At 61.6% G+C, this 23481-nt stretch carries 17 protein-coding genes, 1 tRNA gene and 1 pseudogene; 3 read left to right on the top strand and 16 right to left on the bottom strand.

Going from position 1 to position 23481, the window contains the following annotated elements; genetic code table 11:
* Positions 1-16 precede the first annotated feature (16 nt).
* The 11 genes from ACFMPD_RS14635 to hemC form a co-directional block, all read right to left on the bottom strand.
* The gene (locus ACFMPD_RS14635; RefSeq protein ID WP_380995869.1) at positions 17-961 is read right to left on the bottom strand and encodes an FAD:protein FMN transferase; all 945 of its coding nucleotides are present in this window, start codon (positions 959-961) and stop codon (positions 17-19) included.
* Positions 958-1479, bottom strand: coding sequence for a nitrous oxide reductase accessory protein NosL (locus tag ACFMPD_RS14630; protein WP_380995866.1), 522 nt, complete (start codon positions 1477-1479; stop codon positions 958-960). The genes ACFMPD_RS14635 and ACFMPD_RS14630 overlap by 4 nt, the downstream gene beginning before the upstream one ends.
* Positions 1476-2297: an ABC transporter permease gene (locus tag ACFMPD_RS14625; protein WP_380995955.1), complete on the bottom strand. Its 822-nt coding sequence runs from the start codon at positions 2295-2297 to the stop codon at positions 1476-1478. The genes ACFMPD_RS14630 and ACFMPD_RS14625 overlap by 4 nt, the downstream gene beginning before the upstream one ends.
* Positions 2297-3202 (bottom strand): ABC transporter ATP-binding protein, encoded by a 906-nt coding sequence (locus ACFMPD_RS14620; RefSeq protein WP_380995864.1) that lies wholly within the window; start codon positions 3200-3202, stop codon positions 2297-2299. The genes ACFMPD_RS14625 and ACFMPD_RS14620 overlap by 1 nt, the downstream gene beginning before the upstream one ends.
* A complete protein-coding gene (locus ACFMPD_RS14615) occupies positions 3195-4457 on the bottom strand; it encodes a nitrous oxide reductase family maturation protein NosD (RefSeq protein WP_380995862.1) in 1263 nt (420 codons plus the stop codon). The genes ACFMPD_RS14620 and ACFMPD_RS14615 overlap by 8 nt, the downstream gene beginning before the upstream one ends.
* 3 nt (positions 4458-4460) lie before the next feature.
* A complete protein-coding gene (gene nosZ, locus ACFMPD_RS14610) occupies positions 4461-6371 on the bottom strand; it encodes a TAT-dependent nitrous-oxide reductase (protein WP_380995859.1) in 1911 nt (636 codons plus the stop codon).
* Between the two features lie 22 nt (positions 6372-6393).
* Entirely contained in the window at positions 6394-8577 is a 2184-nt protein-coding gene (locus ACFMPD_RS14605; RefSeq protein WP_380995856.1) for a 4Fe-4S binding protein, read from the bottom strand.
* 183 nt (positions 8578-8760) lie between these two features.
* Positions 8761-9123 carry a Lin0512 family protein gene (locus tag ACFMPD_RS14600; protein ID WP_380995853.1) on the bottom strand — a complete coding sequence of 121 codons (363 nt, stop codon included), beginning with the start codon at positions 9121-9123 and terminating at the stop codon, positions 8761-8763.
* A complete protein-coding gene (locus tag ACFMPD_RS14595) occupies positions 9116-9466 on the bottom strand; it encodes a Lin0512 family protein (protein ID WP_380995851.1) in 351 nt (116 codons plus the stop codon). Before ACFMPD_RS14595 ends, ACFMPD_RS14600 begins: the two co-directional genes overlap by 8 nt.
* A gap of 113 nt (positions 9467-9579) precedes the next feature.
* Positions 9580-10812, bottom strand: a complete 1233-nt coding sequence (locus tag ACFMPD_RS14590; RefSeq protein ID WP_380995848.1) for a PQQ-dependent sugar dehydrogenase — start codon at positions 10810-10812, stop codon at positions 9580-9582.
* A gap of 147 nt (positions 10813-10959) precedes the next feature.
* Positions 10960-11904, bottom strand: coding sequence for a hydroxymethylbilane synthase (gene hemC, locus ACFMPD_RS14585; RefSeq protein WP_380995845.1), 945 nt, complete (start codon positions 11902-11904; stop codon positions 10960-10962).
* A gap of 100 nt (positions 11905-12004) precedes the next feature.
* On the opposite strand from hemC, the gene hemE reads away from it, so the two are divergent.
* Together hemE and ACFMPD_RS14575 are read left to right on the top strand one after the other, a co-directional pair.
* Positions 12005-13039, top strand: a complete 1035-nt coding sequence (gene hemE / locus ACFMPD_RS14580; protein ID WP_380995842.1) for a uroporphyrinogen decarboxylase — start codon at positions 12005-12007, stop codon at positions 13037-13039.
* A 142-nt stretch (positions 13040-13181) separates the two neighbouring features.
* Positions 13182-13258 (top strand) — tRNA-Met (locus ACFMPD_RS14575).
* Positions 13259-13752: 494 nt separating this feature from the next.
* Here ACFMPD_RS14575 and ACFMPD_RS14570 read toward each other — a convergent pair.
* The 5 genes and pseudogenes from ACFMPD_RS14570 to ACFMPD_RS14550 all read right to left on the bottom strand — a co-directional run bounded on the left by ACFMPD_RS14570 (position 13753) and on the right by ACFMPD_RS14550 (position 19755).
* Positions 13753-13899, bottom strand: coding sequence for a helix-turn-helix domain-containing protein (locus ACFMPD_RS14570; RefSeq protein WP_380995839.1), 147 nt, complete (start codon positions 13897-13899; stop codon positions 13753-13755).
* 96 nt (positions 13900-13995) lie between these two features.
* Positions 13996-14357, bottom strand: a pseudogene (locus ACFMPD_RS14565) (transposase); the annotation flags it as partial.
* A gap of 43 nt (positions 14358-14400) precedes the next feature.
* On the bottom strand, positions 14401-17784 hold the full coding sequence (locus tag ACFMPD_RS14560) for an error-prone DNA polymerase (protein ID WP_380995836.1): 3384 nt from the start codon (positions 17782-17784) through the stop codon (positions 14401-14403).
* On the bottom strand, positions 17781-19259 hold the full coding sequence (locus ACFMPD_RS14555) for a Y-family DNA polymerase (protein ID WP_380995833.1): 1479 nt from the start codon (positions 19257-19259) through the stop codon (positions 17781-17783). The genes ACFMPD_RS14560 and ACFMPD_RS14555 overlap by 4 nt, the downstream gene beginning before the upstream one ends.
* Complete coding sequence (locus ACFMPD_RS14550) at positions 19201-19755, bottom strand: ImuA family protein (RefSeq protein ID WP_380995831.1); 555 nt, start codon at positions 19753-19755, stop codon at positions 19201-19203. The genes ACFMPD_RS14555 and ACFMPD_RS14550 overlap by 59 nt, the downstream gene beginning before the upstream one ends.
* A 583-nt stretch (positions 19756-20338) precedes the next feature.
* Between ACFMPD_RS14550 and ACFMPD_RS14545 the strand changes: the two genes are divergently transcribed.
* On the top strand, positions 20339-23449 hold the full coding sequence (locus tag ACFMPD_RS14545) for an autotransporter family protein (RefSeq protein ID WP_380995828.1): 3111 nt from the start codon (positions 20339-20341) through the stop codon (positions 23447-23449).
* The last annotated feature ends 32 nt before the right edge of the window (positions 23450-23481 follow it).

Here is a 23481-nt window from a genome sequence, read left to right as displayed (position 1 = left end):
TAGGATCTCCTTTGATTCATATCACAGTTTCTAGCGTAGTATCGGGAAAGGTGCCAATGGCATGTGCCAGATCCGGCAGATCCAGCAGGCAACCGGCGGTAGACAGCCCATCGGCCACGGCGGCGCTGGAGGAGGACACCGAAACCAGCCGATGCCGTGGCGTCCGGCCCTGGCCGCGCGGGTCCAGGATATGCCCGACACCGCGCTGCTCATCCAGCAGGGTTCCCTCTGGCGCCGAGGTTGCCAGGGCCCTGTCCTTTAGAACCACCCGCTGGACCAATTGCCCGTCCGGCAAGGCAACACCGGCGGTCCAGGCGTCGCCGTCCGCCCGCCGCCCCAGGGCGGCGATCTCGCCCATGTCGATCAGAACGTCGCGCAAGCCCCGTTGCGTCAGCAAGGCGGCAACCCGGTCGGTGACATAGCCCTGCGCGACCCCGTTCAGGGTCAACGCCATGCCGGGGCGCGCAAACCGCACCTCGTCCGTCGCGACCCGAAGGTCGCGCCAGCCCACCAGATCGCGGGCCTCCTGCCGCTCTTGCGGTGTCGGCGCGCTGCCGCGCGTCGCGGCCCGAGCATAGAGCATCCACAAGGGCTGCAGGCTGGGATCGAACGCGCCGCCGGTGGCCCGGTACAGCCGGTCGCACAGGCTGAGCAGTTCCAGCATCTCGGGCGCAGGTGCCCGCAGCACGCCGGTTCGGTTCAGCTGTACCAGTTGCGAGTCGGTCCGATACAGGCTGAATACCCGCTCCAGACGCGCCAGTTCGCGCTCGACCGCGCGAAAGATCGAACGGGCCTCGGTCTCTGTCAGGCCGGCCAGTTGCATCGAGGTCTGTGCACCCAGCGCCCGACCTGTCCAATGGGCCGTAGGCGCGGCGGCGGCGGCGGCGGTTGCGGTTGCAGAGCAAAGTCCGGCCGCCGCGGAAATCGTCAGAAAGCGGCGGCGGGTCACGGTCTCGGTCATGCCGGGTCCTCCAATGGGGTATCAAGATCGACCGGCGCCAGCGCCGCGGCGTCGGGAATCGCATCAAGCGCGACGATTCTGCCGCCGTAACGCCGGACAAAGTCCTGCGCGGCCTCGGTGGTGCCAAAGGGCACGATTTCAGGGGCGCCCATGCCGCCGGCAACGCCCGCCTCGATGACGAATTGCGCGGACTCGGCAGCGATCCAGTTGTCGGAGCCGACCTCGTGCCAGTTCAGCGCCGCCCCCATGTCGCTGACATAGATCGCCGTGATGTCGGCGTCGCGTTCGGGGCTTTTCAGATAGGCGACCAGATCGCGAACCTGGGCGAAAAAGATCGGCGCCGGCAGACCCTTGAGGTGAATCTGCCCCTTTGGGCCGGCATGTTCGGCGACGTTCATCTGGCAGAAATGGCTCAGCGCCTCTTCGGTCATGGCGGCCGGTTCCGGCGCCTCTACCTGCTCTTCGCGGCAAGCCGCCAGCGCAAGCAGCAGCACCGGCACAGAATAAATCCACCTCATGGCTCCAGCCTTTCGAAAAACCGCCGCGCCAGCAGCAGGCCCAACAGAGGCCAGGTCAACAGCGAGACCGGCGCCACCCACCCCGGCAGGGCCGCGGCGGCACCGGACAGCCCGGTTGCCATCGCCACCCCGTCGCTGGCGGCGACATTCCACAGACGGAACGCGTCGGCCGGGTTGGCCGCCATCACCCAGGGAAAGGCGTTCTGGGTGAACCAGCCGCCGGCATCAAAGACCACGGCCCCCAGCAACCCCAGATCATAGAGCACCACAAAGACCAGCCACAGACCGGCGCTGAGTCCGGCGGCGCCGGTGGCGCTGCCGGCCAGTGCCGACAGCATATAGCCCAGCGACAGGAACGCAGCCCCCAGCAGGATCGAGGTCGCGATCAGCCGGGCCAGCGCCACCAGACTGGCTGTGTCGATGCCGCCATAGGCCGCCGCCAGCGCACCGGCGGTGCCAAAGCCGACCACCATGGCAAAGCCCAGGGCCGCCAGATGCGCCAGGAACTTCCCCAGCAGAATTTCGGCCCGGCTGACCGGATAGGACAACAACAGGCCCAACCCGCCGCGTTCGGCCTCGCCGGCGATCGAGTCAAACGCCATCATCAGCGCCAGCAGCGGCGCCAGATAGACCGACAGGGTGGTCATCGAGGCGACCGAAACCGTCAGCATGTTCACTCCCAGCGTGCCGGTCGGCGCGCTGCCGGCCAGGGTCAGGGCGACCGCGAACAGCACCATGATGACGGTGGCCATCAGCAGCCAGCGATTGCGCCGGGTGATCGTCGCCTCGATGCGGGCAATGGCCAGGACACGGCGGATCATTGCTCTTCTCCTTCGGCCTTGGAGTAGTGCCGATAAAGGTCTTCCAGCCGGGGCGGATGCATCTCGATATCGGTCACCGCCTCGCCCATCGCCGACAGACGGCGCAGCTCGGCCATCTTGCGCTCTGGCGGGCACAGCAGATCGACCGACATGCCGTTGACGCGCGTGCCGCCGGTCTCTTGCGCGATCCGCCCGGCGGCATCGCTGCGTGCACGCACCCGCAGCCGTGTCGGCAGGCCGGCGCGCAGGGTCAGGTTGTCCAGCGTGTCATCCGCCACCAGCCGGCCCTCGCGCAGAATTGCGATGCGGTCGGTGCGGGCCTCGACCTCGGTCAGAGTGTGGCTGGCGATCACCACGGCGGTGCCATGTGCAGCCATCTCGTCGATGATCGCGTAAAGCTCGTGCCGCGAGATCGGGTCCAGCCCCGAGGTCGGCTCGTCCAGCAATGCCAGCTTGGGGCGCCCCAGCAGCACCTGCGCCAGACCCAGCCGCTGACGCATGCCCTTGGAATAGGTGCCGATGCGCCGGTCTGCGGCCTCGGCCAGACCGACCCGGTCAAGATAACCCGCCACCTGTGACGTCGGGCAATCGGCCAGTCGGGCGAACAGGGTCAGCTGTTCGCGACCGGTCAGCGATTTGTGAAAGGCCACGGCCTCGGGCAGATAGGCGGTCACGGCGCGGGCATGTCCGCTGCCGGGCTTGGCTCCGTCCACCCGGATCGCGCCCTGGTTCAGTGGCGTCAGTCCCAGAACCGCCTTCATCAGCGTCGATTTGCCGGCCCCGTTATGGCCCAGCAGCGCGATGCGCTGACCTGCCGCCACTTGCAGATCGACCTGGTCGAGTACCCGAAGGGCACCGCGGGATTTGCCGGCCTTTTCAATGTTCAGAACCGGGCTATCCATCGGCAACGCCCCCAAATTCCGGCCGCTTGAGCGCCATCGGCTGCATCAGCGGGAAACTGTCCAACACACCGCCCGGCAACAGAGACGGAAACGCCGCCTGCGACCAGCGCACCAACTGCACCGCGGGTGACCCCAGCAGCAGCTTGGCCGCGGGCTGGGTCCAGAGCACATGGTCCATCACGTCATTGGGCCGATAGGGCGTGTCGGCGATGCCGTCGCCGCCGACATCATAGGCGGCGAAATCGCTCCAGTAATTGCCGCGCCCCTGACGCGACCATTCGGCCCATTTGGTGCTGATATATTTGACCTGCGTACGATTGCCGACAAAGGCGTTGCCGGTGATCTGGTTGTCCTGCGAACCGGCGGTGAAATGAATGCCGATCTCGCAACCCTGAAAATGGTTGTCGCTGAACAGGTTGTAATTGGCATTGTACAGAAAGGCACAGCGGTTTTTCCCGTCGATCACGATATTGCCGGTGATCTCGCTGTGATTGGTGTAGTTCAGCATGATGCCGTGCTCGCGGTCATTCTGCGACAGGTTGCCCACGACCTTGACCTTTTTGGAGAACATCACTGCAAAGCCCAGATCGTTGCCGATCGAAACGTTATCGCTGACCTCGGATTGGTTGGCATACATGTAATGCACCGCGAACCGCAAGTCGCGGAACCGGTTGCCGGAAAAGACGTTGCGCTTGGATGAGTTGACAAAGATGCCGTCGCGGCCCCAGCGCAGATCGTTGCGGCGCACCTCGGCGCCGGGCGCGTTCCAGACATAGATGCCGTTGCCGCGGTCGTTCATCCGGCGATCCAGCCGGCCTTCGATCCGGTTGCCGATCACCAGCGCATCACGAGCTCCGTGGATATCGACGCCATATAGATTGCCCAGCAGGACATTATCGCGCACCACCGCGCCGGTCGCCCCCTTGCGCAGCTGCACGCCGGAATCGATGTTCTGGTGGTTCGAGCCGGAACCGACGATAGTCAGACCCTGCACCACGACGTCCGGCGCGATCACGGTCACCACGCTGCCCTGCCCGCCGCCGTCCAGCGTCGCGGCACCGCCGCCATCCAGCGTCACGGCTTTGTCCAGAACGACGGTCTCGGCATAGGTGCCGGGCCGCAGGCGCAGGATGTCGCCCGGCGCGGCCCGGTTCAGTGTTTCGGCAATGGCCCCGTCCCGCAGCGGCACGTCCCAGTCCGCCGCCCAGACGGGCAGCGCAACCAGCGCGCAGGCAAGGATCAGGGGCCACCGCATAGATCAGGCCGCCCGGGGTTCGACGAACATCCGGCCGCGCATTTCCATGTGCAGCGCATGGCAGAACCACTGGCAATAGAACCAGTGCACGCCCGGTCGTTCCGCCTTGAAGGTCACCGAGGCGGTGGCCTGCGGTGCGACTTCCATGGCGACGCCGTAATTGGCCAGGCAGAACCCGTGCGTCACGTCGTCGATATCATCCATGTTGGTGACATAGATGGTAACCTCGTCGCCCTGCTTGACGGTGAATTTCTCCATCGAGAATTCCGGCGCCACAGACGACAGATAGACCCGCACCTTGTCGCCATCGCGGATGATTTCGTCGTGGCCCCAGTCCAGATCGACGCCATCGGCCTCGGCCTGTTTGCGGGCGTCTTCCCACATCGGGTCATTGCGATCCCAGACATTGACCGGGTTCACGATGTCGGCACGCACGATGATGCTGTCATGCGGTTCGGCAAAGGTCGGCCCGTCATGCACGACACGCAGTTCTTCCATGGACAGGTCGATGATCTGCTCGTTCTCCGGTTTCAGGGGGCCGGTGTTCAGGAACCGGTCCTTGGAGAACTTGTTCATCGTGATCAGCCACTTGCCGTCTGCCTCTTTGGTTTCACCCATCGAGGTCGAGTTGTGGCCCGGCTGATAATGCACATCGACCTTCTGCTCGATCGGGTCGACATCTTCGCCGGCATAGGCGCGGATCGCCTTGTCGATGTTCCATTTCACGACCTGGCTGTCCAGGAACAGCGTGGTAAAGGCGTTGCCCTTGCCGTCGAACGCGGTATGGAGCGGGCCCAGACCCAGCTGCGGCTCTGCCACGATGCACGAACGCGGGTCGGCCCCGTCAAACAGCGCATCGACCTTTTCGACGTCAATCACCGACACGGTCGGCGACAGTTTGCCGTTGATCATGATGTGCTTCATGTCCGGCGCCGCGTTACAGCCGTGCGGGCTGTTCGGGATCGGGATATAACGGGTGAACTGGCTGTTCGCGGTCTTGCGCCCGTCCACGACCGGCACGCCGTTCAGTTCCTGATAGTTGCCCGCCGCCACGGCCTCTTCGATGGCCTTGATGTTGAACACCACGACGTGGTCCATCTCGCCTGCCGTCATCTCGGCCAGGTTCATGCCCATTTCCGAGTTGTAGCTGGTCGAGAAGGCGTATTTGCCCTGATAGTCGCAATCCAGGTTGTCCAGGTTGCCCGAGACGATCACCTGCCAGGCGACCTTCATCTCGTCGCCGTCAATGGCGGTAAAGATATTCACGTACTGGCTGGGGTCGTCCAGGATGCTGCCGTCATTGACCAGAGGCGCCTCGTGTTCGCCATTGGCAAAGACATAGCCGGTGCGCGGATATTTCTGCGGCCGCATGCCGTGGATGTCGTGGGCGTTGGGGATCTCGATGATCTTGTCGCATTTCATCACGTCGCAGCGCACCCGCGCCACGCGCGTATTGGCCTTGTCGTTCATGAACAGATAGCGCCCGTCATAGGTGCCGTCGGTAAAGGACATGTGCGGGTGGTGCAGGTCGCCGTTGTCATAGGTGACCTTGCCCTGGGTGGCCAGGAACGCCTTTGTTTCTTCGGTCAACCCTTCGGTCAGGACCTTGAGCGATTCATTGGTCTGGCCCCAGCCGGTGGCCGAACAGCGGTTGAACACCGGTATGCGCATCAGCTCGCGCATGGAGGGAAAGCCCAGAATGCGCAGCTCGCCGGTCTGACCCGAAGACCAGAAACCATAGTATTCGTCCAGTTCCCCGGGCTCGAGGTTGATCTTGCCAGAGGCCTGCGCGGCCGTGGCCTTGCTGTTCATCAGGGTGCCACCGACACCGGACCCGGCCAGCACGGCACCGGTCGCTGTAGCGCCCAGCATGCCCCGGCGGGTCATCGCCAGTTTCTTGAATTCCTTAGACATGTTGTGTTCCTCCTATCAGAATTCAGGTTTTGACCAGCTTTGCGGGCTGGCCCTTTTTCAGGATGTCGTCCGTGACCTTGCCCACCTTGGCCCGCCGTTTGATCTGGCGGATGACAACCGGGCATTTGGCCTGGGATTGGTACAGGACCTGGCAGTGCAGGCAGTTCACGCATTCGTTCGGATTGATCTCGCCGGTCGGGTGGATCGCCTGAACCGGGCATTCGTTGGCACAGGTCTGACAGGGGCTGCCGCATTCCTTGTAACGGCGCAGCCAGTCGAACATGCGCACCCGCGCCGGGATCGCCAGCGCCGCGCCCAGCGGGCACATGTAGCGGCAATAGAACCGTTCGACGAAAAGGCCGGCCAGCAGCAGCAGCAGCGCAAACACCACAAAGGGCCAGTCGCGCACGAATTTCAGGATGATCGCGGTCTTGAACGGTTCGACCTCGGCAAGATGCTCGGCCTGGGGGATCGACACCAGCGAAACGCCGAACAACCCGAGAAAGATCATGTACTTGATCGGCCACAACCGCTCATGCAGGCCCCAGGGCAGTTCCCATTGCGGGATCTTCAACGCCCGCGCGGCCTGGTTGGTCAGTTCCTGCAGAGCCCCGAACGGGCACAGCCAGCCGCAATAGGCACCCCGCCCCCAGAACAGCAGCGCGGCGGCAATGGCAAACCACTGGATAAACACCAGCGGGTCCATCAGAAAGGCGTCCCAGGTGAAACCGCTGCGCAGGCTGCCGGCCAGCGCCATCAGGTTGACCACGCTCAGCTGGGCATTGGCGTACCAGCCGATGAAAACCAGCGTCAGCGACAGAAAGCCGATGCGGAACCAGTAAAAGACCCGCGCATTGGCGGTGGCCTGGAACTGAAAGAAGAAGACACCGGTCAAGACCAGCAGCATCGCCGACAGCCCGACGATCTCGGCGACCCGGTCGCGCCAGATGCGCTGCCACAGCGCCGTTTTGGCGGCCGCCTCGGCGGTGGCGTCCTCGATCACCGTCGGCGCAGCAGCGGCCACAGGCAGCATGTAGGAATTCGGCAGCGCATAGGCCAGATCAAAGGTCAGAAAGGTCTTTTCCACCGCGCCCACGGCCCGCTGGGTCAACAGCTGGACGCGAAAAGGTTCGGTCGGCTCAAAGCCGCTGTCAGCGGGGATCCGGTAAATGTCCAGTTCGGTGAAACTGGGTGAATCCGGTGTCGCCAGCGTCCGCAGGCGCCGGTGCTGCTTGTCGTTCCAGCGCACCGCGTCGTCGCCCTGAATCAGCTGGATCCGGTCGAACAGTCCGCCCCGCACATAGCCCGAACCCTTGAACGAATATTTGCCGCGCCCCAGCAGCAGCAGCGCATGTTCGCCTTCGCCCAGCCAGTCCATCATGTTGCGGTATTCCTCGGGCCCCAGCAGGCTGAGGCCGATCGACGGCACACTGACCAATGCCGCATGCATATCGATAAAGGTATCGTCCGGGTCGCCCTTTTCCGGACGCTTGATCGCGCGGGCGTCGCCGGTGGCTTCGAACGCGGCGTTGATCTGGCCTATGTCCAGCGCCAGGCGGCGCACCGATCCATCGCCTGACAGGGTTGACCAGTCGCGGATCTGGGTGGACTTGAAATCGATCTCGCGCTTGGGCGCATCGTTGGTGGCCGGTGCCAGCCCGCCCAGATTGAGCGCGCGCGCCACCTTGATGCCGGCGCGCACCAGACTGTCGTCGATCACCATGATTGTCACCGTGGCCCCGGAAATGATGTCCAGGTCGTGGGATTCGCCGCCAGATGCCGCCTCGGCCTTGAGATCCATTCCCTTGTAGCTTTCGGTCAGCTTGAGGATCTTGGAATTGGGAATGCCGATCAGAACGATCGGCTCGGAATGCTTGACCAGTTCAACCCCGGTCAGCACCGCATCGGCATCGATCGCCGCGACCACGTGGATCGGTTTGCCCGAATAGCCCGTGGTGCCCACGAAATCCGAAGTCAGGAAGGCCCAGGCGACGGTTTCGCCGCCCTTGAGCACCGGCGCCACCGGCACATCTTCGCGGATCGCGCCAAACCCGTCAGCGCCTTCGACCATCCTGGCCGGGTCGAGATCGGGCAGGAAACTGGCCAGACTGTCGGCCCGGGCTATCCCGGGCGGCAAAATCAGCAGCAAGAGAACCAGACAATAGCGCAGCAGGCGCAACACAAGGGGAAAAAGCGAATCTGTCATGTTGCTTTCTTATGCTCAGCCGCGAGTGACGGAATTGATCTTAGTCAAGGCCATGACCACGAGACCAAAGTAATGCGGAACGCCTTAATCCAGAGGTTGCAACGACTCCTTCGCGCTCCGCAAGGATTGTATGATCCCCGCGACCATCCGGTCTCTGTGCGGAAACCGGCGGGCAGCACCGCCCTATTTTTCCGCCAGCACCCAACCGGTCTGCGGCGGCAGAAAGGCCTCGACCGCGGCGCTGGCGACGACGATGGTGTTGCCGGCCGGATTGTCGATGTTCAGCCCGCCTGAAACCGCGCGCACCTCGGCACGGCCGCGCGGCAGCTTTTCCACCAGCGCCGCGACATCCACCTTGTCAGGCTCCTGCACGCCGACAGTCACCTGAACCCGCATCGCGTCGGTGTCCAGATCCAGGGTGGCAAAGATCGGCAGCGCAGAGTGGCGGATCGCGTCCTCGATCGCCCGGGCGGCGGCCTTGGTATAATCCATGCCGTATTGGTCGTTGCCCATGCCCATCTCGATGATCATGCGTTGCTCAGCCATCGGCGCGCTCCATGTCAAAGGCCACCGATATCGCGGCATTGGCAATGACCGTCGGGTTGCCGTCGCCTTCGGGTCGCGGAATGTCCAGCCCGCCGGGGCGGACCGTCACATGGGGCTGGCCATAGGGAAACACCGCCAACAGCGCGTCCGTATCGACGCGGTCGGGCTGCTGCACGCCGATCTCGACGGTGATCTGCATCGCCTGCTTGGGAAAGCCGAACAGCTCGGCCATGTTGATCGAATTGTGCCACAGCGCGTCCATCACGGCCCGGCGCGCCGCCTCGGTATAGTCGCCCCGCCTGAGCGACGTGCCCATTCCGAACTCGGTCAATACACGTTGCATTCTGTCTCTCCTTGCCGGGACCGGACGCCCCCGGCGAAATCTGTGACAAGCCCGCGCCCGACGCGCAAGCGGCAATCGCCGCTGCCGGTGGTTCTGCGGCGCGGGGTCACCGGTCACGGCGCATAGCTGATCCGGTAGAGCGCACCGGCGAAATCGTCGGACACCAGCAGCGCGCCATCGGGCATCTGCAGCACATCGACGGGACGGCCGTCATAACCGCCATCTGCGTTCAGCCAGCCTTCGGCGAAAGGTCGTGTCGTCGCCCGGCCCGACATATCGACAAAGCTGACCATCACCCGCGCCCCGATCGGTTGCGTGCGATTCCACGACCCGTGCTGGGCGGAAAAGATGGCGTTGCGATAGCGCGCCGGGAACATGTCACCGGTGTAGAAACTCATGCCCAGGTCGGCGGCATGGGCCACGGTTTCCGAAGCCGGCAGCACCATCCCCTTGGGCAAAGGCTGGTCGGCATATTCATGGGTGCGCACCGACCCGCCGCCATACCAGGGAAAGCCGAAATGCTGGCCGGGCGCGGTCTGCCGGTTGATCTCGCCGGGCGGGATGTCATCGCCCATCAGGTCGACCTGATTGTCGGTGAACCACAATTCGCCGGTTTCGGGGTGGAAATCCATGCCCACCGAGTTACGGACTCCGCGGGTATGAACCTCGCGCCCGCTGCCGTCCCTGTTCATGCGGATGATGCCGCCGATTCCGGTGCGCTCATACAGCGCCAGCTTTTCGGGCGGCGACACGTTATAGGGCTGGCCCAGCGAGATATAGAGCCGCCCACCGGGACCGATTTCAATCACCCGGGCGCTGTGGTTGCGGCTTTCCTCGACCGGTGGAATCAGGGTGCCCTGCGGCACGATCGGTATCGCCAGAAAATCAGTGCCCCGCCGGAACGCGGCGGCATCAGGAAACATCAGAACCCGGTTGCGCTCGGCCACGAACAGCGTCCCGTCCCCGGCCACAGCCACACCATTGGGCTTGTCGAATCGGATCGCCGGCGCAAATTGCGTGACCGCATCCGCCGTACCGTCCCGGTCACGATCCGCAACCGCCCAGACCTGCCCCCGGCGGGTGCCTACAAAAACCACTTTGCCGTCCGGTGAAATCGCCATCTGCCGCGCATTCGGCACCATCGCGTACAGCTCGATGCGGAAACCCGGCGGCAAAACGATGCGCCGCAACAGGGTGCGCAGCGCACGGGCAGCGCGCCCGTCCTGCGCCACCACCTTGGCGGATGCGTCAGCCTGCACCCGGATCGGCGCCGCCGCGTTCTGCGCCCATGCCGGGCGGAGCGCGCCCAATAGCAAAAGAATCATCAGCACGGTAACAGGTTTCATGGCGGTTCCGCGTCCCCTGGGCGCCCCGGGGCGCCGTCGCCCGCCGCCGCCCGCTTGTCCAGACGTTGGCAGGATAGTCCGAAACCCTTTTTCGGTCAGCAGATTTTCCGCATGTCTCGCGGAAACAGGCGTGCAGGTGCCAGCGGTTCAGCGCCAGTCGAAAAAGCCGGCGCCGGCGCGGGCCAGCAGATCCTCGGCCATGGCCCGGCCCAAATCCGGGCCGTCGGCGATGACGCAACTGCGCGCATCGTTTATGGCCTCGGACCCGTCCGGGCGCAGCACTTCGCCACGCAGGTGCAAATTGCCGCCCTGCAGCACCGCCAGACCGGCAATCGGCGTTTCGCAGGACCCATCCAGGGCCGCCAGGAAAGCGCGCTCTGCCGCCAGTCGCTGACCGGTTTCCCCATCATGAATCGCCTCCAGCATTTCGGCGGTACGGATGTCGAAACTGCGCCGCTCGATACCGATGGCTCCCTGCGCCACCGCCGGCAACATGTCGGTCACAGCGATCGGCGTCGCCGGCACGTCGGACCGGCCCAGCCGGTTCAAGCCGGCCATCGCCAGAAAGGTGCATTCCGCGACCCCCTGGGACAGTTTTTTCAGCCGAGTCTGAACATTGCCGCGAAATTCGACGACGTTCAAATCAGGGCGGCGGTTCAGCAATTGTGCCTTGCGGCGCAGACTGGACGTGCCGACGACGGCCCCCTCGGCCAGTTCAGTCAGCGCCGACTTGTCCGTCGAGACAAAGGCGTCCCGGACATCCTCGCGCGGCAGATAGGTATCCAGCAGCAACCCCGCGGGCTGGTCCACCGGCATGTCCTTCATCGAATGCACGGCGATGTCGATTCGGCCCGCCAGCAGGTCTTCCTCGATCTCTTTCGTGAACAGCCCCTTGCCGCCGATCTCTTTCAGCGGCCGGTCCTGCACCACATCCCCGGTGGTCTTGATCACGACGATCTGAAACGCCTCGCACGGCAGATCAAAGGCGCGGGCCAGCCGGTTCAGGGTTTCATTGGCCTGGGCCAGCGCCAGGGGCGAGCCACGAGTGCCGATCTTCAAGGGATTCGAGGGAGTGGGGGGGCGATGCATCATGGCCCCTCTTTAGTCGCGTCATATTGCCCTTACAACCGCTCGGGGTTGACAATTTTCGACGCAGGCAAGACGCAGGGCGCGACATGAAACGGGGGCGGTTATGGCGGAAAACAAGAAGATGCTGCGCGCATTGGCGGGCGAGGTGCTGGACGTCCCGCCGATCTGGATGATGCGGCAGGCGGGACGTTACCTGCCGGAATATCGCGCAACCCGCGAACAGGCCGGCGATTTCCTGTCGCTGTGCTACAACAGCGATCTGGCCGCCGAGGTCACGCTGCAGCCGATCCGCCGCTACGGGTTCGACGCGGCAATCCTGTTTGCCGACATTCTGCTGGTGCCCCAGGCGCTGGGGGCGGATCTGTGGTTCGTCACCGGCGAAGGTCCGCGCCTGTCCACCATCACCACGCAGGCAGAATTCGACGCGCTGAAACCGGCGGCGGACATCCACGAGACCCTGTCGCCGATCTATGAAACCCTGCGTATCCTGACCGGCGCATTGCCGGCCGACACCACCCTGATCGGCTTTGCCGGAGCCCCCTGGACGGTTGCCACCTACATGATTGCCGGGCGCGGCACACCCGACCAGGGCCCCGCGCATGCCCTCAAAGACCAGAACCGCACGGTGTTCGACGCTCTGATGGCGCGGATCACCGAGGCGACCATCGACTATCTGTCGATGCAGATCGAGGCCGGGGCCGAAGTGGTCAAGATTTTCGACAGCTGGGCCGGTTCGCTCAAAGGCGACGATTTCGAGAAATACGCGGTGGCCCCCTGTCGTCAGATCACCGCCGCCCTCAAGGCGCGGCACCCGTCGATCCCGGTCATCGGGTTTCCCCGCGAGGCCGGCGAAGCCTATGTCGGCTTTGCCCGGGCCACCGGCGTGGATTGCGTGGCGCTGGACAATTCCGTCGATCCGGTCTGGGCGGCGGCCAATGTTCAGGTCGATGGCTGCGTGCAGGGCAACCTGGCCTCGTCGCACATGGTCACCGGCGGACAGGCCTTGGTGGACGACACCCGCGCCATCCTGCGCGCCTTTGCGGGTGGTCCGCATATCTTCAACCTGGGGCACGGTATCACGCCGGACGCGGATCCGGACAATGTGCAACGCATGATCGACACCGTACGAAAGGGATAACGCGCCACGGCGAGCGGACAAGGACCGGCTGTCGGCGCCGGATTGTCACTGAACCATGCGCCAGCCCCGCAATACCAACCGCAAAATTGCAATTGTGCCCTTGACGCCCCCTGCCCGCTGGCCTAACTCACGTCTCGCCTGTGGCGGAGTAGCTCAGCTGGTTAGAGCAGCGGAATCATAATCCGCGTGTCGGGGGTTCAAGTCCCTCCTCCGCTACCAAATTTTCCAAATAAAGTCATATCGTTGCGCTGTAGAGTGCAAAGAGATTCGTCGCGCTGCCGGCCGTTGGGTATCGCGCGGGCATCAATTCGACGTTGGGCGCGTGCGGCGCCCTGTTTCGACCATGCAGGGCATCGAGGCTTGAAAGACCTCGTGCCGGTGGTTCAACTCCAACCCCAGATGTAAATTAACCAGTTGAATATATGAGTTGTTATCCTGTCAGAGCCTTTGGCCGGTGACACGGCATTGGTCGTGGGCCGTATTCTGTACCATGAACCGAGATACGGACACCGGGTAGCACGCTCGGCGCGTCAAACGTTTTCGTCCTTATGGTCAGTGACGCCTGAGCGTCACGATGTCGGTCATGTCGATCTCCTATGTTGCTGATGAAGATCGATAAGACGCAAGGCCGGAGCGTGTCAGGGATAGCCCTAGTTCGGCTTGAAAATTTCCGAGACGTCCCCGCCGAGCGCCTTGGCGATGCGCTCGACCACCTAGATGGACGGGTTGCGTTTCCCGGTCTCAACACCGCTTAGATAGGTCCGGTGAATGTCCGCGCGATGGGCGACCTCTTCTTGTGAAAGGTCCTTTTCCCTCCTGATCCTTTGGATGTTTCTGGAAACGCGCGATTGAATTGACATACGCGGCATGGCGCATGGCGGTCACGCTTTCAACCAAAGACTATACGTCATATTCGACGAGGCTGACGGAAGACCCGAAATCACTGGCGACATTCAGGAATGCAGGAAAAGGCCGGGGGACATACGGGCCGCTGTCCCTTGGCTGGCAGGATCGGAATGGGAGGTGAACTTGGGCTGCACCTCGCTCGCGGCACCGAATACCGCCTTATCCGACGTGTCGAGATACTCGCGTACGGCACGCGGCGCGTCGGCTGGATCAATGGTCGATGCGTCCCACTCCTTCTTTGGCGTCGCGTGCTGCTTGTTCGCATCGGCTTCGATCAAGCTGGCGTCGATCGCCATGCGCTGGCCAGACCTTCTTCGATGCACCGCGCCACCGTCTCCTCGAACAGATGACGCAGCAGTTCGCTTTCGCGGAAATGGCCATGCCGGTTCATGGAAAAGGTCGAGTGATCCGGCGCCCATTGCGGAAAATGCTGCATTCTTTTTTGAATGACAGCTTCAGTGAAAATCGCGACTTGGAAAGAGGCGCTTTGCTTGGTCGCGGGGGTGCATGGCACGGGAGGGATAGCGCGCTTGCTTGGGAGTATCATCGGCGCGGGGGCCTTCGGTGGTCAGAGCTTCTGGCTCTGGGTGGCCCAGTTCGAAAAGCTTATGCGACATGTCCTGAATATCCTGCGCGATCAGGTGTACCACGATGCCTTCGCGTTGCAGATAGCCTGTGACGCGCAAGAGTCGCCCACCCATGACACTCCGCCGAAAACGTTCATAGACTTTGGGCCAGACCACCACGTTACTGACGCCAGTTTCATCCTCAAGAGTTAGAAAGATCACGCCGGATGCGGTGCCGGGGCGTTGCCGAGTGATGACAAGGCCGCAGACGCTGTAACGGCCCAACGGAATTTCAGACAAAGACGAATGTGTCGTAAGCCCCGGAAGTGATGGACGTAGCAATTCCAGCGGATGGGCACGCAGGGACAGGCGGGTCGAGACATAGTCTTCCACCACCTCTTCGCCCAATTGCATGACCGGCAGGGCGAACTGTGGTTCATGGATGTTTTCCCCGTCAATCGGATCATTGAACAGGGGTAAAGGCTTGGGGTTTTGGATGGCTTTGACCTGCCACAATGCGTCTCGACGCGTGAGCCCCATATCCGAGAACGCATCGGCCTCGGCCAGTCGTGTCAACACATCCGGGCGTAGGCCCGCCCGGAGCCACAATGATTCTGGGTCAGGATAGCCATTGCCTCGGGCTGCTACGATCCAGCCTGCATCTTCCTCTTTCAGCCCTTTGATTTGGCGAAAGCCCAATCGCAGTGCCAAGATGCCGTCAGGGCGGCGTTCCAGCGTGTTGTCCCAAACGGAGTGATTTACACAGATCGGGCGGGTTTCAACTCCATGTTCACGGACATCGCGCACAATCTGTGCAGGGGCATAAAATCCCATGGGTTGGGAATTCAGCAAGGCACAGGCAAAAACTGCCGGATGATGACATTTCAGCCAGGCAGACACATAGGACAGCATGGCAAAAGCGGCGGCGTGGCTTTCGGGGAAACCGTAATCGGCGAATCCTTCGATTTGTCCGAAACAACGTTCCGCCACTTCCTGCGAATAGCCATTCTTCAGCATGCCCGCGATGAATTTGTCGCGATAGGTGCCAATCGTTCCCATACGCCGGAACGACGCCAGTGAGCGGCGCAGATGATCGGCCTCTTCGGCGGTGAACCCCGCGCCAACCACTGCGATTTGCAGGGCTTGCTCCTGAAACAATGGCACACCCAGCGTGCGCGCCGTGACATGTTCCAGCGCGGAGCCGAAGGGTTCTGCCTTTTCCTGGCCGTTCCGACGCCGAATATAGGGCTGCACCATGTCGCCCTGAATGGGACCGGGACGGACAATCGCGACCTCGATCACCAGATCATAAAATTTACGGGGCCGCATCCGGGGCAGGAAATTCATCTGCGCCCGGCTTTCCACCTGAAAGACGCCAATCGCATCAGCCCGGCAAAGCATGTCATAGGTGGGCGTATCGCCCTGAGGGATCGAGGCTATGCTGTGACTGATATTGTCGTGTTCCTGCATCAGCGCAAAGGCCTTACGAATACAGCTAAGCATGCCCAGCCCCAATATATCCACCTTAAGGATGCCCAGAGCGTCGATGTCGTCTTTGTCCCAGCAAATCACGGTGCGATCTTCCATCGCGGCGTTTTCAATGGGGGCAAGTTCATCCAGCCGTCCACGTGTGATGACAAACCCGCCCACATGCTGGGACAGGTGGCGGGGGAAGCCGATGATTTCTCCGATCAGGCGGATGGTCTGCATTAAGCGGCGGTCATTTGCGTCAAGGCCAAGTTCGCGGATGCGGTCCAGATCAACGCCGCCATTGCTCATGCCCCATATCTGGCTGGACAGTCCGGCAGTGACGTCCTGACTAAGCCCCATGACCTTGCCCACCTCGCGGATGGCTGCGCGGGTGCGAAAGTGAATGACCGTTGCGCAGAGTCCGGCGCGGTGACGGCCGTATTTCTCATAAATCCACTGGATCACCTCTTCGCGTCGTTCATGCTCGAAATCGACATCAATATCTGGCGGCTCGCCCCGGTGTTTTGAGACAAATCGCTCGAACACCATTGCGATCATATCCGGGCTGACATCGGTGATACCCAGCAGATAGCACAGGATCGAATTGGCGGCAGACCCGCGCCCCTGACAGAGGATTCCCTGTGATCTGGCGAATTGCACAATGTCATGCACGGTCAGGAAATAAGCGGGAAAGTTCAGCTCGCGGACCACGGCCAGTTCCTTGTGCATCAGCTCAAGCGCCCGGTCCGGAGGCCCGTCGGGATAACGACGCTTCAAGCCTTCTTTTGCCAGCCGCTCCAAGCGTTGCTGCGGGGTTTCGCCCTCCGTCTCTTCATGCGGATATTCATAGGACAGCTCGCCCAGATCAAAACTGCATTTATCGGCGATCTCCAAGGTTCGGCGCAGGGCCGCAGGGTGATCACGAAACACCCGCGCCATATCTGCCCCCGCCTTCAGACGACGTTCGCCATTGGGCAGCGCGCGGGTGCCGATCTGATCAATGGTGATATGTTCGCGCATACAGGTCAGCACATCGGCCAGTTGACGACGGCCCGCGCGGTGCATCAGTACGTCACCCACAGCCACCATCGGGGTCGACGCCCGCGCCGCCGCTTGCGCGCAGGCCGCCAGATAGGCCTGATCACTGCCGTCATACTGGGGCGCTGCGCCCAGAAAAACGTGACCCGGGAAATGTCGCCCGATGGTGCGAATGTCTGCGATGTTTTTAGACAAAGCCCCTTGCGGCAAAGCTATCAGGATCATGCCCTTGCAGGCTGCAATCATGTCCTTGGTGTAGAGAACACATTGGCCTTTTTCCGTACGGCGTTTTCCCAAAGTCAGCAGACGCGTCAGCCGTTGATAAGCGGCTTTGTCACGTGGCAGGGCAATCCATTCGACCGGGCTGTCTTGCAGCGCCAGTCGGCAGCCGACGATCAGCTTGGGAAGCGACACAACGTCTGGCCGTTCAATCGGGTCGCTTTGGCACATGTCTTGCCGAGATGACGCATCCATCCTGTGATGCGAGCGAATATGCAGCGCCCCCTGTGTCTCGCGTCCTAGCTCTTTCAGCGCAGACCACGCACGCACCACACCCGCCAAAGAGTTCAGATCCGTGATGGCAATAGCAGACAGGCCCAGTTCGGCCGCACGAACCACCAGTTCTTCGGGGTGCGATGCCCCGGTCAAAAAGGTGAAGTTTGTGGTGACGCACAGCTCGGCGTAATCCTGCGCCCGCATGTGGCGGTCCAACATGTCCCGTCTGAAAGCCTCGGCAGGGAGATGGGGGCGGTTCACTTCGATCATGCGAATTCCCCCTGTACAAACCAACCCGGATTTTGTGGTGTGTAAAACATCCACAGACGCCGTCCCTGCGTGGTTTCCACCCGCCAGTAATCCCGGAGGCCCGAGCGCCAATTTTCGTCATCCAGCCACCATTCCGGCGTAATCCGTTCCGGGCCCGTGGCGCGACCCGTGGTAAGGGGCATACGCCGCCAGTGAAACCGCGTCGCGGGACGCATGCCTGTTCCGGCAATCGGCTCTGGGGGGAACAGGGTGATCGGACGCAGCTGTGTGCTGACCCAGCTACCTGCCGGGTCCGAATAAGCCGCAGAAGCAACGACGAAGCTGCGTTCTGGGATATGGCTGTCAGCGGGTAGGAACCGCTGGATGTTCTCCAACCCGATCCGCGTGCCAAGACGCGAGATCAGATCATCCAGCTTGCCCTTTTCAGCACCTGAAACATGACTGATCTGCTGCACCGGCAGGGCTTCTACCTGTATGGCCGCCAGCCGTAGCTGATCAATGCCGAACCCTGCATCAACCTCGCTCAGTCCTCGTTCAAAGAGTGGCAGGATGCGCAAGGGATCGCGCAGAGGGCGTGCCAAACGCAGTTCGACCTGTTGCTGGCCCTGATCCACCCGGCGCAGTGTCATGCACAAGCTCCGCGCACCCACCCCCTGTGTTTTCAGTTTTGTACAGAGCTGAACAAGAAGCCGCTCGGTCCCGGCCAGCACATCCGAAAGCAGGCCGATCGGCTCTGGCAGGGTCATTCGGACCGCGAAATGCGGCGGATCAGCATACGGGGAAATCTCTTCGGGCTGCGTGCCCAAAGCCTGATCTAAACGCAGCAAAAGACCGGGGCCAAACCGGCGGGTCAGCGGCGCACGCGCGGCCCCCGCCACGTCACCAATGCTGCGCAACCCCAGACGTTGTAGCGTGATTGATACACTCTCCTCGATCCGCAAGGCCGCGACCGGCAGAGCAGCCAAGGTTGCCAGTGCTTCGCTGCTGGGGGCAACCCCCTCACCATAATGTGCCAGGGCCCAGGCCGCCCCACGTGTATCCGCGCAGCCAATTTGCACAGCCAGTCCAGCACGTAGAAGGCGAGTTCGCATATCATCCAGCATGGCGTCTTCGCCGCCAAACAGATGTGCCGATCCGGTGATGTCCAGAACCAGCCCATCCTTGTCCTCCAGCCCAACCCAAGGACAATAGCGCGTGGCCCAACGACGTAGGGTATGAAGAAACTGCTGGTCCTGTTCGGGCGCGGCCACATGGCTTTGTAGGTCCGGACAAAAGGCGCGCGCATCTGCATAAGGCATACCCCGCCGCAGGCCTTGTTGGGTGGCCGCGGCATTCAGGCAATAAATCCGGTTGGCATTTTGCTGCTTTAGTGTCAGGGCAAATGGCCCCTCTATCGGGCGCTGACGCAAAACCCGGTCACTTGCCAGCCGGGGAAACCATAATGATACGACGCGACGCCCGATCCCATCGAACATGCCAGACACCCAATGTTCCTGATTTGTTCTTAATAAGCTCCCACTTCTGCAGAGTCGAGTCATTGCGATCAAACACAGGAACGCAACGCCAGCGGGTTTCGGCTGCATTGCTGCCCAGCCCTTCGGGGAGAATCGCAAGCCCAGTCGACTTCCCATCCCGCGCCGCAAGCTGCAAGCGCCGCCCCTCGGTCAGTCCGATGGGCTTATTCAATTGCATTACAACCAAAAAAACCGCACCCGACCGCAAGGCATCTTCGGCCACTGCAAGCGTTTCGACCTGCTTTTCGGTGTTGCAAATTATTAGTCTGGACGGAGAGACGAATTCCGAAAAACCAGTTGGGTTGATATGTTGGGTATCCCAGTTCTCACGGACCCACATCACGGGGCCAGCCAAGTGCGCAGCAAGCGCAAAGGCGAACATATATGCGCCCGCCCCACACACCTCATGAGTGCGGGATGTGGCAGGAGGGAAAAATGGAACCTCAACATGTTGCATGGATAGAATGTAGTGAGAAACACCGGAGCCAGACAATACCGGACCTTAAGCTCTGGACTCATTTAGTTTCAAAGCCAGTAGATAACGAGGGCTGCAAGCGCGATTGCTGACAGGATGTCCCACCTTAGAAAAGACCTTCATGTGGATAGGGTCAATCCCGGTCGGATTTATGACCGGCAATGCCACCAATGCGGGTGCGCCATTCAACAGTGTCGTGTGCATGTCGATCCGCAACGCAACCTTCCGCCGTGGACAAGCAGGATTCTTCATGCAACCATAACGATAGTTAAGTACAAGTGGAAAACATGCAGGCAAATACAAGGCTCCGTATCAGCGCGGCTCTAGTCCTGACAACCGTAATGGCACCGGGCTGGGCTTATGCACAGGGCTATTGCGACGCCGTGAGCGAACCGGGCCTGTCATTTGGATGTGCTGAAACATTGTCGTCGGCGGCCTTGCTGAATGGCGAACCCTCTCCGACCAGCAACTACGTGACACCGCTCATCGGCTCGAATGCGGGCTGGTTTTCGATACGGACTGGGTCATATCCGGCGTTGAGGGACAACTCCGCTTCATAAATGACGTGGATTTCACGAACCCGCTCTATTCCAATTTCGAGAACGTCTATATTGGGTCCACGCGCGGAGATGGCAGCCGAACGCCGCTGACCATGACCTCTGCACCGGATGGAAGACCGGGCCAGCCGGACGTGCTCAAGGTGCGTCTCGATTTCGGACGGCTAACCCTTGAAAACACGGAGCTGACCGTGCGCCGCGGCATTGTCAATCCCACGGAAATTGGCGAAATCACAAGCCTGACCCTTGGCAACACGACGGCCGGACGTAGCGGTGCGCTGGTTCTGCGCAATGCATCCCTATCCATCGTTGACGCAACGGATTTCTCTTTGACAAGCCCGGCCGAAGCACCGGAAATCGTGGCCGAAATGGGGTCGAACGTCTTGGCCCAGGGCGATCAGGGCGGCATCGCAGACGAACTGCGCATGGCAGTGGAGCCTGGAGCCACACTTCACTTTCAGGGCACCGTCGCAGAAGCGCGCGTCGGCGGGACGTTATCCGTTGGAACAGGCGCGCAGCTTTTGCTCGACGAGTCATTCGTCAACCTGAGCCAACCGCAATCGTCCGGGCTTGCAAGACCTGTGATCGACAACGCCGCGGTCGTCCTGCGGGGGACGAAAGCCGATCTTGCTCTGACCAACCCGCTTTTCCGCGACAGCACGATCACGCTGGACAATGGAGCGACCTTGAGCGTCGTGACACGCGGTGCGCCGTCGGGATTTCTGGGTAGCACCCTCACGTTCGAGGGGGATAACCTGATCACGTTCGAAGACGGGCAATCCGTCATCCGTGGGTCGGGTCCCGTGGTTTCCGACATGAATATGGTGTTTGGATCTGGCACCACGCGCTTTGTCGGCGACAGTATTCCAGGAACGAATGGGGGACTTCGCGCAAGTTTCATGACTGTTGACAGCGGCACGCTAGACCTGCGCGACCTGCGGGTCAATGAACGGACAACATCGGGTCTGGGAGGCCTGGTCTTGAGGAACGGCGCTACGTTTCAGGACAGTTTCGAGAGCGCCTATCGCGGTATGAGCGTCCTCACCGTCGAAAACAGTAGCTTGCGCACGGTCTCGGGACTCGGCGCTTTCAGTTCACCCCACAACGGGATCCAGCGCGCCCGTTTTGTGGACGCCACCATCGACATCGCCGGAGCCACCCGGACAGGAATTAGCGGCACTGCACAACCGGCCGCGCTCAGCGATCTCGAGATCAACGCGCAACGCCTGATTTTCGAGGGTGACACGCATGTGCGCGTGGGTATTGATCCGCAGGGCGAATGCGTTCTCGCGGATGGCGCATGCATTCCCGGGACCGAGAATTTCGAGGGCGGTCTCATTTTCAATGTCGGGAACGCCGCTGATTCTGAATTCACCGGGTTCGGCAACGTGCTTTTCGTTCCGCTGGCGAACGATCCGACCGCCACCGCGAACGACTATATCAACGGTGGTCGAAACGGGATTTACACGGTTGCGCGTTCAAATACGTCCGATGGAATTCTGTTTTCTCCGCAAGGATTCGATGTTGCACCATCGACGCCAACCGCTGCCGATCTAAGCGCAGCCGGTTCGAACCTGCCTGCCAACCTGACCTATGTGATCGCCAATCAGCCAGTAACCGATGAACAGGTTGATATTTCCTTCGTTGATGTGGGTTTGACGAACAATCCGAAGATTGCTCCTAATTACACGCCGCAATTCACAAACACGGTCGTGGTCGAGCCTGTGATGGGCAACACCCAAGCAATCAATATTTCTGTTCTTTCCGACCCTGACACGACCCAACCAGTCACCTGGACAGTGGTGGAACCCACGACGGCCTATGTCACCACGATAACGCAAACGGTGCAGGTCGATCCGGTGACGCAACAGAAGGAGCAGATCATCGGCACGATCGTCACCGAACCCGGGGGGGAGGTGGTTTCCACCGACAGTGTGACGGTGCCGGTTGATAGCAACGGAGCCGCACAAGTCATCACGACTGTTGTGACAGAACCCAATGGCGACCATGTCGTCACGACGACCGATGTGGCGACGCTGGACCCTGCGCAAGGCACCACGAACACCGCTGCCTTAAGCCAGCTTTCAGTGAATTCCGGGATGCCGCTGACACATAATGGATTACAGCGCGTCGAAACGCTTCACCCAGAAGCCTATGCATCCTTCCTGACGGTCGCGCTGGAACAGAGTGACCTGCGGCGCAACATGGTCCTGTCGAATGCAAATGGCCGCGCCACGGGCAACGGGCGCATCAACGGAGTGACTGCCGAGGGGCGCAATGTGTGGTTCGATGCCGGGCTGACACGCGGCGAGGTTGATGCAGACGGAGGGTTGGCCGGATTTAACTACGATCTGAACCAGTTCATTCTGGGGGCTGACATCTGGGCCGACGGGCGAAGCCGCGTGGGCGTTTATGCCGGATACGGCAGCTATGCCATGACAGACCACACCACCTCGACCGATACACTGGACTTGTCTTCTGATGCGTTCAGCATCGGTGCCTACGGCGTGCGCGAAACGAACGAGTGGGCTCTATCAGGTATGGTGGGCCTTGCATTGGGCAAAACCGATGCAACGCGGGATGCCGCCGTCGGGTCGGTGGCCAACCGTCATGAAGCCAGTTTTGACCACCGTACCTTTGAAATGGCCGTCCGTGCCGAATACACCGCGTTGCCTTCTGTCGGAGGATGGCACGTCGCGCCAGAGGTCGGGCTGGGATACGCGCATTACGAACAGGATGGATTTACGGAAAGTGGCGACCGCTCAACGGCCCTCGCGCTTGATGATGCAACAGCCGAAAGCCTGATCGGCAGCCTAGGCGTCCATGTCAGCGGACCTGCTTTTGCCGGCGGTCTGGTTCCAATCGGGTTCCTGCGGTACGAGCACGATTTTCTGGCCGCGTCTGACGGCAAACATGACATTGACGCGGCTTTAGCCGCCTCGCCCGGAATTTCCCAGTCTTTCGTCGGAACGCATCGCGGCGAAAGCGCGATTTCGGTTGGATTGGGTCTCGGCACGGTCATAGGCGCATCGGTGGATGCATCTGCCGGTGTTGTTTACCAAAAAAACAGCAACGGTGACGAGATCGGTGGCGGCGTCCGGGTCACGTGGCGTTTCTGAAACCGCTTCGCGCCCCTTACCATTGACCTGCG

Source organism: Sedimentitalea sediminis, assembly GCF_042687825.1.
Taxonomy (GTDB): domain Bacteria; phylum Pseudomonadota; class Alphaproteobacteria; order Rhodobacterales; family Rhodobacteraceae; genus Sedimentitalea.
This window is presented reverse-complemented; position numbering and strand designations above follow the sequence as displayed.

What these genes read in the sequence shown, in the direction of transcription:
- ACFMPD_RS14570 (WP_380995839.1), bottom strand. Translation starts at nt 13,899, where the DNA reads ATGTCAATTCAATCGCGCGTTTCCAGAAACATCCAAAGGATCAGGAGG.
- ACFMPD_RS14635 (WP_380995869.1), bottom strand. Translation starts at nt 961, where the DNA reads ATGACCGAGACCGTGACCCGCCGCCGCTTTCTGACGATTTCCGCGGCG.
- ACFMPD_RS14560 (WP_380995836.1), bottom strand. Translation starts at nt 17,784, where the DNA reads ATGATCGAAGTGAACCGCCCCCATCTCCCTGCCGAGGCTTTCAGACGG.
- nosZ (WP_380995859.1), bottom strand. Translation starts at nt 6,371, where the DNA reads ATGTCTAAGGAATTCAAGAAACTGGCGATGACCCGCCGGGGCATGCTG.
- ACFMPD_RS14605 (WP_380995856.1), bottom strand. Translation starts at nt 8,577, where the DNA reads ATGACAGATTCGCTTTTTCCCCTTGTGTTGCGCCTGCTGCGCTATTGT.
- ACFMPD_RS14600 (WP_380995853.1), bottom strand. Translation starts at nt 9,123, where the DNA reads ATGGCTGAGCAACGCATGATCATCGAGATGGGCATGGGCAACGACCAA.
- ACFMPD_RS14550 (WP_380995831.1), bottom strand. Translation starts at nt 19,755, where the DNA reads ATGCAACATGTTGAGGTTCCATTTTTCCCTCCTGCCACATCCCGCACT.
- ACFMPD_RS14595 (WP_380995851.1), bottom strand. Translation starts at nt 9,466, where the DNA reads ATGCAACGTGTATTGACCGAGTTCGGAATGGGCACGTCGCTCAGGCGG.
- ACFMPD_RS14590 (WP_380995848.1), bottom strand. Translation starts at nt 10,812, where the DNA reads ATGAAACCTGTTACCGTGCTGATGATTCTTTTGCTATTGGGCGCGCTC.
- ACFMPD_RS14555 (WP_380995833.1), bottom strand. Translation starts at nt 19,259, where the DNA reads ATGTTCGATGGGATCGGGCGTCGCGTCGTATCATTATGGTTTCCCCGG.
- hemE (WP_380995842.1), top strand. Translation starts at nt 12,005, where the DNA reads ATGGCGGAAAACAAGAAGATGCTGCGCGCATTGGCGGGCGAGGTGCTG.
- hemC (WP_380995845.1), bottom strand. Translation starts at nt 11,904, where the DNA reads ATGATGCATCGCCCCCCCACTCCCTCGAATCCCTTGAAGATCGGCACT.
- ACFMPD_RS14630 (WP_380995866.1), bottom strand. Translation starts at nt 1,479, where the DNA reads ATGAGGTGGATTTATTCTGTGCCGGTGCTGCTGCTTGCGCTGGCGGCT.
- ACFMPD_RS14620 (WP_380995864.1), bottom strand. Translation starts at nt 3,202, where the DNA reads ATGGATAGCCCGGTTCTGAACATTGAAAAGGCCGGCAAATCCCGCGGT.
- ACFMPD_RS14615 (WP_380995862.1), bottom strand. Translation starts at nt 4,457, where the DNA reads ATGCGGTGGCCCCTGATCCTTGCCTGCGCGCTGGTTGCGCTGCCCGTC.